The organism is Streptomyces sp. NPDC002044 (assembly GCF_040296725.1).
In the GTDB taxonomy this organism is placed as follows: domain Bacteria; phylum Actinomycetota; class Actinomycetes; order Streptomycetales; family Streptomycetaceae; genus Streptomyces; species Streptomyces antarcticus.
Genome location: NZ_JBEOXU010000196.1, coordinates 1 through 8822, shown reverse-complemented (window position 1 = coordinate 8822; position 8822 = coordinate 1). Strand labels below are relative to the sequence as shown.

The 8822-nt window shown below is 69.7% G+C and carries 9 protein-coding genes; all 9 read left to right on the top strand.

Annotated features, from left to right (window positions below; all coding sequences use genetic code 11):
* Positions 1 to 165 precede the first annotated feature (165 nt).
* The 9 genes from clsA (at position 166) to ABT106_RS29145 (ending at position 8779) form a co-directional block, all read left to right on the top strand.
* Complete coding sequence (gene clsA, locus ABT106_RS29185; RefSeq protein WP_267726010.1) at positions 166 to 756, top strand: cardiolipin synthase ClsA; 591 nt, start codon at positions 166 to 168, stop codon at positions 754 to 756.
* A 99-nt stretch (positions 757 to 855) separates the two neighbouring features.
* Positions 856 to 3348, top strand: a complete 2493-nt coding sequence (locus ABT106_RS29180) for a sugar phosphate nucleotidyltransferase (RefSeq protein ID WP_351283278.1) — start codon at positions 856 to 858, stop codon at positions 3346 to 3348.
* Positions 3349 to 3459: 111 nt separating this feature from the next.
* Positions 3460 to 4362 carry a DUF881 domain-containing protein gene (locus ABT106_RS29175; RefSeq protein WP_351283284.1) on the top strand — a complete coding sequence of 301 codons (903 nt, stop codon included), beginning with the start codon at positions 3460 to 3462 and terminating at the stop codon, positions 4360 to 4362.
* Positions 4359 to 4691 (top strand): small basic family protein, encoded by a 333-nt coding sequence (locus ABT106_RS29170; RefSeq protein ID WP_112452698.1) that lies wholly within the window; start codon positions 4359 to 4361, stop codon positions 4689 to 4691. The genes ABT106_RS29175 and ABT106_RS29170 overlap by 4 nt, the downstream gene beginning before the upstream one ends.
* A 5-nt stretch (positions 4692 to 4696) precedes the next feature.
* Complete coding sequence (locus tag ABT106_RS29165; RefSeq protein WP_502979516.1) at positions 4697 to 5593, top strand: DUF881 domain-containing protein; 897 nt, start codon at positions 4697 to 4699, stop codon at positions 5591 to 5593.
* Positions 5594 to 5675: 82 nt separating this feature from the next.
* Positions 5676 to 6620, top strand: coding sequence for an FHA domain-containing protein (locus tag ABT106_RS29160; RefSeq protein ID WP_351283281.1), 945 nt, complete (start codon positions 5676 to 5678; stop codon positions 6618 to 6620).
* A 42-nt stretch (positions 6621 to 6662) separates the two neighbouring features.
* Positions 6663 to 7430 carry a transcriptional regulator FtsR gene (ftsR, locus tag ABT106_RS29155; protein ID WP_351283272.1) on the top strand — a complete coding sequence of 256 codons (768 nt, stop codon included), beginning with the start codon at positions 6663 to 6665 and terminating at the stop codon, positions 7428 to 7430.
* 55 nt (positions 7431 to 7485) lie between these two features.
* The gene (locus ABT106_RS29150) at positions 7486 to 7959 is read left to right on the top strand and encodes a bifunctional nuclease family protein (protein WP_007262890.1); all 474 of its coding nucleotides are present in this window, start codon (positions 7486 to 7488) and stop codon (positions 7957 to 7959) included.
* A gap of 181 nt (positions 7960 to 8140) precedes the next feature.
* Positions 8141 to 8779: a MerR family transcriptional regulator gene (locus ABT106_RS29145; RefSeq protein WP_351283269.1), complete on the top strand. Its 639-nt coding sequence runs from the start codon at positions 8141 to 8143 to the stop codon at positions 8777 to 8779.
* Positions 8780 to 8822: the final 43 nt, after the last annotated feature.

Below are 8822 nucleotides of genomic sequence, written 5' to 3'. Positions count from 1 at the left end.
CTGCAGGGGGGACCCTGTGGGAGAGTAGGACGCCGCCGAACAATTATTGTGGGAAAGCCCCGCACCTTATGGTGCGGGGCTTTTCTGCGTTCCGGGCCCGTCAGTGCTCTCCTGTAGGGTCAGGGTGCATCGTTCAACATTTCTACCGTCAGTGGAGGCCCCCGGGTGGAGGTCCAGGAGACTCGGGTTCAGACCGACCGAATTTTCACCATTCCGAACATCCTGAGCATGGCTCGCCTGGCCGGCGTGCCCCTGTTCCTGTGGCTGATCCTCGCCGAGCACGACGGATGGGCCCTGGCCGTCCTCATGCTGAGCGGAATCAGCGACTACCTGGACGGGAAGCTCGCCCGTCGCTGGAACCAGATCAGCAACCTCGGACGGCTGCTCGATCCGGCCGCGGACAGGCTCTACATCCTGTCCACGCTCTTCGGGCTGACCTACCGGGAGATCCTGCCCCTGTGGCTGACCGGAGCCCTGCTGGCCCGCGAGCTGATGTTGCTGGTGATGGTGTGGATTCTGCGGCGCCACGGGTATCCGCCGCCGCAGGTCAACTTCCTCGGCAAGGCCGCGACCTTCAATCTGATGTACGCGTTCCCCTTGCTGCTGCTCAGTGACGGCACGGGCTGGTTGGCCTGGACGGGTTCAGTTTTGGGATGGGCGTTCGCCGGATGGGGTACAACCCTCTATTGGTGGGCAGGAGTGCTGTACGTGGTGCAGGTCCGCCGTCTCGTCAAGGCGGAACCCACGGCCGATTGAGCTCGCTCAGCGCCTGATGACGCGGAGCACTTGCGGAGTCACCGTACGAGACGGGTGAGGTCGGCGAGATCGTCGTCTCTCAAGGAGGACTCTTCCGACATGAAGGCCGTCGTGATGGCCGGTGGCGAAGGCACCCGTCTTCGCCCAATGACCTCGAGCATGCCCAAGCCGCTCCTGCCGGTGGCCAACCGGCCGATCATGGAGCATGTGCTCAGGCTGCTCAAGCGGCATGGGCTCAGCGAGACCGTGGTCACCGTGCAGTTCCTGGCGTCACTCGTCAAGAACTACTTCGGTGACGGCGAAGAACTCGGGATGGAGCTCACCTATGCCAACGAGGAGAAGCCACTCGGGACCGCCGGCAGCGTGAAGAACGCCGAGGAGGCACTGAAGGACGATACGTTCCTCGTGATCTCCGGCGACGCGCTCACCGACTTCGACCTCACCGATCTCATCCGGTTCCACAAGGAGAAGGGCGGCCTCGTCACCGTCTGCCTGACCCGGGTTCCCAACCCGCTGGAATTCGGCATCACCATCGTGGACGAGGAAGGCAAGGTCGAGCGCTTCCTCGAGAAGCCGACCTGGGGCCAGGTGTTCTCGGACACGATCAACACCGGCATCTACGTGATGGAGCCGGAGATCTTCGACTACGTCGACGCGGACGTCTCCGTGGACTGGTCCGGAGACGTCTTCCCACAGCTCATGAAGGAAGGCCGGCCGATCTACGGCTACGTCGCCGAGGGCTACTGGGAGGACGTCGGCACGCACGAGAGCTACGTCAAGGCCCAGGCCGACGTGCTCGAGGGCAAGGTCCAGGTCGACATGGACGGCTTCGAGATCTCACCCGGTGTGTGGATCGCCGAAGGCGCCGAGGTAAGCCCTGACGCGGTGCTCAGAGGACCGCTGTACATCGGGGACTACGCCAAGGTGGAAGCGGGCGCCGAGATCCGCGAGCACACCGTCGTCGGCTCCAACGTCGTCGTCAAGAGCGGCGCCTTCCTGCACAAGGCTGTCGTCCACGACAACGTGTACATCGGCCCCCACAGCAACCTCCGCGGCTGTGTCATCGGCAAGAACACCGACATCATGCGGGCCGCGCGGATCGAGGACGGCGCCGTCATCGGTGACGAGTGCCTCGTCGGCGAGGAGTCGATCGTCCAGGGGAACGTACGCGTCTACCCCTTCAAGACCATCGAGGCCGGCGCCTTCGTCAACACGTCGGTCATCTGGGAGTCCCGCGGACAGGCCCACCTCTTCGGGGCGCGCGGCGTCTCCGGCATCCTGAACGTGGAGATCACGCCCGAGCTCGTCGTACGGCTCGCCGGGGCGTACGCGACGACCCTGAAGAAGGGCGCGATCGTCACCACCGCCCGAGACCACTCCCGAGGCGCGAGAGCGCTCAAGCGGGCCGTGATCTCGGCGCTCCAGGCCAGCGCCATCAACGTCCGCGACCTGGAGAACGTACCGCTGCCCGTCGCGCGGCAGCAGACCGCACGCGGCAGCGCGGGCGGCATCGTGCTGCGGACCTCGCCCGGAGTCCCGGACTCGGTCGACATCATGTTCCTCGACGAGCGGGGAGCCGACCTCTCGCTCCAGCAGCAGCGCAAGCTGGACCGGGTCTACGCACGCCAGGAGTACCGGCGCGCGTTCCCCGGAGAGATCGGCGACCTCCAGTTCCCGGGCAGCGTCTTCGACGCCTACACCGGCTCGCTGCTGCGGCGCGTGGACATCACCGGGATCGGCGACGCCGGCCTCAAAGTGGTCGTCGACGCCTCCAACGGCAGCGCCGGCCTGGTCCTGCCCAGCCTCCTCGGCCGGCTCGGCGTGGACGCCCTGACGATCAACCCCGGGCTCGACGAGTCCAGGCCGACCGAGACCACCGAGTCCCGCCGGGCCGGGCTGGTGCGGCTCGGTGAGATCGTGGCCTCCGCCCGTGCGGCCTTCGGTGTGCGCTTCGACCCGGTGGGCGAGCGGATCTCGCTCGTGGACGAGCGCGGGCGGATCATCGAGGACGACCGGGCCCTGCTGGTCATGCTCGACCTCGTGGCCGCGGAGAAGCGCAGCGGCAAGGTGGCGCTGCCGGTGACCACGACGCGCGTCGCCGAGCAGGTGGCCGCGTACCACGGCACCCAGGTGGAGTGGACCACCACCTCCCCGGACGACCTGACGCGGGTCGGCCGGGCGGAGAACACCATCTTCGGCGGGGACGGCCGCGGCGGCTTCATCGTCCCCGAGTTCGGCAGTGTCATCGACGGGTCGGCCGCCTTCGTGCAGCTGCTCGGTCTCGTCGCCCGGACGCAGCTCACGCTGAGCCAGATCGACGCCCGGATTCCCCGGGCCCACGTGCTCAAGCGGGACGTGCCGACCCCGTGGGCCGTCAAGGGGCTCGTCATGCGACGGGTCGTGGAGGCGGCCGGAGACCGGCAGGTGGACACCACCGACGGTGTGCGGGTGGTCGAGGCGGACGGGCGCTGGGCGCTGGTCCTCCCGGATCCGGCCGAGGCCGTCACCCACCTGTGGGCCGAGGGCCCCGACGACGCTTCGGCGCAGGCCCTGCTCGACGAGTGGGCGGGCGTGGTGGACGGCGGCCAGTGACCGCCGCGCGCTGATCCGCGTACGAACGCAGTCCGGCGGGCCGGGTACGGGAGCGTCTCCCGTACCCGGCCCGCCGGACGCATTGGGTGTGTGCGGCGCCGACATGCGACGATGTGCGGCATGTCGCAGCCGCCTCACAACCGGAGTCCGGCGTCCCCGCCCGCGCGCCCGGACGCCTCCATGTCGCTGCTGACGCACGTGATGGACCACAGCCTCGACGAGGGCTACGCGGAGGCTTCGGCCCGGCGCGAGGCGGACGGTACGGCGGGGCTGCCGCGCAGCCTCAAGGCCAAACTGGGACTCGCCGCCGGTCTCGTCCTCGCCGCCCTCGTCGTCACGCTCGGCGCCGCCGAGGCGCGGATGGCGGCGCCTGTGCTGGCCAAGGAGCGGCACGAGCTGATCGACCGGGTGGAGCGGGCCGACCGGCGCGCGGACGGTCTGGAGCGGGACATCGAGCGGCTGCGGACGAACGTCGCGGACCGCCAGCGCGCCGCGCTGAAGCAGCCGGGCGGCGGACAGGGGGAACTCGTCGCCCTGCTGGCCGGTGCGACCGAGGTCCGCGGGCCCGGGATCAAGCTGGTCGTGGACGACGCGAAGGGTTCGTCGTCGAGCGGCGGCGGACCACGCGAGAGCTCGGGCTTCTCCGACACGGGCCGGCTCCGCGACCGTGACATGCAGAAGATCGTCAACGGCCTGTGGCAGTCCGGCGCGGAAGCCGTCTCGATCAACGGGCAGCGGCTGACGGAACTGTCGGCGATCAGGGCCGCCGGCGACGCGATACTGGTCGACAACAAGCCTCTGGTACCGCCGTACGAGGTCTTGGCGGTGGGGGACAAGAAGCGCCTCGGCACCGCCTTCCAGGACTCGGCGGACGGCCAGTACCTGAACGTGCTGCGGGAGAGCTACGGAATCCGCTCCACCCTGTCCGCCCAGGACGAGGTGCGGCTGCCGGCCGCGTCGAGCCTGACCGTACGGACAGCCACAGCAGCAGAGCAGCAGAAGGGTGCATCGTGATCGCGGTACTGGGCCTCGTGGTCGGAGTGGTGGTCGGACTTCTGGTCCGGCCCGAAGTGCCGGCCGTGGTGGAGCCTTATCTGCCGATCGCCGTGGTGGCGGCGCTGGACGCGGTGTTCGGCGGTCTGCGCGCGATGCTGGACGGCATCTTCGTGGACAAGGTCTTCGTCGTGTCGTTCCTGTCGAACGTGGTCGTGGCCGCGCTCATCGTCTTCCTCGGCGACAAGCTGGGCGTCGGCTCCCAGCTGTCCACCGGCGTGGTCGTGGTCCTCGGCATCCGCATCTTCTCCAACGCCGCGGCCATCCGCCGGCACGTGTTCCGGGCGTGAGGCCGATGAGTACGAACGACACCCCGCCCGAGCGTCCCGAGGGACCCGGCCGCTCCGGTGCGCCCGGCGGACCCGTGCCGCCCGGCGGTCCCGTGCCGCCCGTGCCGCCCGTCCAGCCGCCGCCGCCGCCACCTCCGCCGCCCGCGGAGCCCGTGTCGCCGGCTGCGCCGGCCGCTCCCGAGCAGACCGGCCGGCAGCGGCTCGTGGCCGGGCTGTGGCCGCCGCGGGCGAGCCGGGCCCAACTGATCGTCGCGCTGCTGCTGTTCGTCCTCGGGCTGGGCCTGGCCATCCAGGTGCGCTCCAACAGCGACGACAGCGCCCTGCGCGGGGCCCGTCAGGAGGACCTCGTACGCATCCTCGACGAGCTCGACGGGCGGACCCAGCGCCTCGAGGACGAGAAGCAGCGCCTGGAGGACCAGCGCAAGGAGCTGGAGAGCAGCTCCAACCAGGCCGAGGAGGCCCGCAGGCAGACCGTGGAGAAGGAGCGCCAACTCGGCATCCTGGCCGGTACGGTGGCCGCGCAGGGACCGGGGATCACACTGAAGATCACCGATCCCACCGGCCAGGTCACCTCCGACCAGCTGCTGGACACGCTCCAGGAGCTGCGGGCAGCCGGCGCCGAGGCGATCCAGATCAACGGGGTGCGCATCGTGGCGGGCTCGTACTTCTCGGAGGAGAACGGTGGGGTCGCGATCGACGGTAAAAAGATCACACAACCCTATGAATTCAAGGTGATCGGCAAGTCCCAGGATCTGGAGCCCGCGCTCAACATCCCCGGCGGTGTCGTCCAGACGCTGGAGAAGGAGCAGGCCGCCGTTGCCGTCACGCGGTCCACGAAGATCGTTGTGGACGCCTTGCGGGCGGCGAAGCAGCCTGACTACGCTCGGTCGTCATCACCATGAGATGCGGTGAGCGTTGGACCGGCTCACGCGGGCGGAAGCCTGCGGGGGGTCGGCGCACCGAAGTCGCGGTGCGTGGTGGAAACTGTCTGGTGGTTACGGACGTTGTGAGTATGTCCGGGTCGGCAGGTGTGTGCATTCGGAGTTCGTCCTGCCCCACGGGCGGGTCTGTTTCGGTCAAGGGGAATCGCCCGTGAAGTTGTTTGAGAAGTTGTTCGGCAAGAAGAACCGCGAGGAAGGCGGCACGGCACGCCATCGCGCCGGGCACGGTGACGTCGAGGGCCAGGGCGACCGCCCGCTCTTCCGTGACGAGGTCCCCGGCGCGGGAGACATTTCGGGCGCCCACGGCGCGTCGGCTGTTGACCCCGCCGGTACCGGACGCATAGGTTTCGGTGAACCATCAACCTCAAGTGCGGGTGGAGGGTTTGCCCCCGACCCGTATGCCACCAGTGCCTCCGCGGGGCAGCCGCGGCGCGAGGAGCCGTCCATGTCGGCCGAGCAGGTTTGCAGCAGGTGCGGACACCGCAGTGATGCGGCCAGCCGGTTCTGCTCCAACTGCGGGGCGCCGCTGCGGGCGGGACTGACGCCGGAACGCGCCTCGGAGACCACGTCCACCATCTCGATCTCGGGCCTCGAAGCCTACGAGGCCGAGGTGTCGGGCCAACCGCACGTGTCGTCCTCACTGTCTCCCGAGGCCCAGGCCGCGGTGGAGGCCCTGCCGCCCGGTTCCGCCCTGCTCATCGTGCGGCGCGGTCCCAACTCCGGCAGCCGCTTCCTGCTGGACGGCGAGCTGACCACGGCCGGTCGGCACCCGCAGAGCGACATCTTCCTGGACGACGTCACCGTCTCCCGGCGCCATGTCGAGTTCCGCAGGAGCCAGGACGGCGGATTCACCGTCGCCGATGTCGGCAGCCTCAACGGCACGTATGTGAACCGGGAACCGATCGAGTCCGTCGCCCTGCACAACGGCGACGAGGTGCAGATCGGCAAGTACCGGGTGGTCTTCTACGCGAGCCTGCGGGGCATCTGACCCTCCCCCAGACCCCGTCCGGGGGGACCCAGGAAAGGTCCCATGCTGCGCACCCCGACAGGCGGTGCCGGAAACGGCACCGCCGGCTCGGCCGGGCGGCTGGTGAGCATCGGAACGGTGCTCACCACGCTGCGTGACGAGTTCCCCGAAGTCACGATCTCGAAGATCCGCTTCCTGGAGGCGGAGGGGCTGGTCGAGCCCCGGCGCACACCGTCCGGGTACCGCAAGTTCAGTACCGACGACGTGGAGCGGCTGGCCCGCATCCTGCGCCTGCAGCGCGACCACTACCTGCCCCTGAAGGTCATCCGCGACCAGCTCGACGCGCTCGCACGCGGTGAGCAGATCCGCATCCCGGCCCCGACGGCGCACCGTGACCCGGCGGACGCCGCCGACCCCGGCAGCCCGGCGGTCATCTACGGCGAGGTGGGACGCGAACGGCCCGCCGCGGCACGCATCGGCCGGGCGGAACTCATCGCGGCCGCCGACGTGGACGAGGTGCGGCTCGTCGAGTGGGAGTCGTACGGGCTGCTCGCCGAGGACCCGGGTGGCGGATTCGACGCGGAGGCCGTCACCGTGGCCCGTCTGGTGGCCGATCTGGGACGGTTCGGGCTGGAACCGCGGCACCTGCGGGCCATGAAGGCCGCCGCGGACCGCGAGGCGGGGCTCGTCGAGCAGGTCGTGGCACCGTTGCGCCGGCACCGCAACCCACAGACCCGGGCGCACGCCGAGGCCACCCTGAAGGAGCTCGCGGGGCTGTCCGTACGGCTGCACGAGGCGCTCGTACAGACCGCTCTCGGGGTCCGTCTGTAGGGACCGAGGGGGGCCCGACTACCCAAACCGGCTGGGCAGGTCCTAGGGTTACTGTGTGAACGAGCTCGACGTTGTGGGTGTCCGGGTGGAAATGCCCTCCAACCAACCGATCGTGCTCCTGCGTGAAGTGGGAGGCGATCGGTACCTCCCCATCTGGATCGGTCCAGGAGAGGCGACCGCCATCGCCTTCGCGCAGCAGGGGATGGCCCCTGCCCGGCCGCTGACGCACGACCTGTTCAAGGACGTGCTGGAGGCGGTCGGCGAGGAGCTCACCGAGGTCCGGATCACGGATCTGCGGGAGGGCGTCTTCTACGCGGAGCTCGTCTTCGCCAGCGGGGTCGAGGTGAGCGCGCGGCCGTCCGACGCCATAGCGCTGGCCCTGCGGACGGGGACGCCGATCTACGGCAGTGACGGCGTGCTCGACGACGCCGGAATCGCCATTCCCGACGAGCAGGAGGACGAGGTGGAGAAGTTCCGCGAGTTCCTCGACCAGATCTCGCCCGAGGACTTCGGCACCGGCCCGCAGTAGGCGGCCGGCCGCGTCGTCCACGGGGAAGCGCCAGCCCATTCGAGTAGCCTTTCCCCGCAATCGGATACGGGAAACCACTCTCAGGGTGATTATCACTCGGCGTGCCGAGTGTGGCGATCGTTGACGCACCCCTGGTGACTGCCTACCTTCAAGGTGGGCAGGTCAAGGACGGAGGGTCGGCGTGAGGATCACGGGCGACGGTACGACCGGGGGCATCCCCGCACGGAGTGATGGTGGACCGTACCCGCTGTACGGCAGCACGGTGGGGTCCGCGCGCCGTCAGCCGGAGTCGACGCCGGTCGGACCGGTGAGCGGCGATCCGGCGCCCGAGGAGGTCGGCTACCGCGGGCCCACGGCCTGCGCCGCGGCCGGGATCACCTACCGGCAGCTCGACTACTGGGCGCGTACCGGGCTGGTGGAGCCAAGTGTGCGCGCCGCGTACGGGTCGGGCACGCAGCGGCTGTACAGCTTCCGGGACGTGGTGGTCCTCAAGGTCGTGAAGCGCTTCCTGGACACCGGCGTGGCGCTCCAGAACATCCGCACGGCCGTACAGCACCTGCGGGACCCCGCATTCGCGGACCTGGAGCGGACGACGCTGATGAGCGACGGCGCCTCGGTGTACGAGTGCACCTCCCCGGACCAGGTCGTGAGTCTGCTCCAGGGCGGCCAGGGCGTCTTCGGCATCGCCGTGGGCGTGGTGTGGCGGGACGTGGAGAACGCGCTGTCGCAGCTGCACGGGGAGCGGGTCGACACGGGCGAGACCGTGGTCGGCCACCACCCGGCGGACGAGCTGGCGGCCCGCCGCAACCGGGCGGTGTAGCCCGGCTCGGCGGAGACGGCCGTGCCGGCGGGCGCGGGGCCCC

What these genes read in the sequence shown, in the direction of transcription:
- ABT106_RS29165 (WP_502979516.1), top strand. Translation starts at nt 4,697, where the DNA reads ATGAGTACGAACGACACCCCGCCCGAGCGTCCCGAGGGACCCGGCCGC.
- ABT106_RS29180 (WP_351283278.1), top strand. Translation starts at nt 856, where the DNA reads ATGAAGGCCGTCGTGATGGCCGGTGGCGAAGGCACCCGTCTTCGCCCA.
- ftsR (WP_351283272.1), top strand. Translation starts at nt 6,663, where the DNA reads ATGCTGCGCACCCCGACAGGCGGTGCCGGAAACGGCACCGCCGGCTCG.
- ABT106_RS29175 (WP_351283284.1), top strand. Translation starts at nt 3,460, where the DNA reads ATGTGCGGCATGTCGCAGCCGCCTCACAACCGGAGTCCGGCGTCCCCG.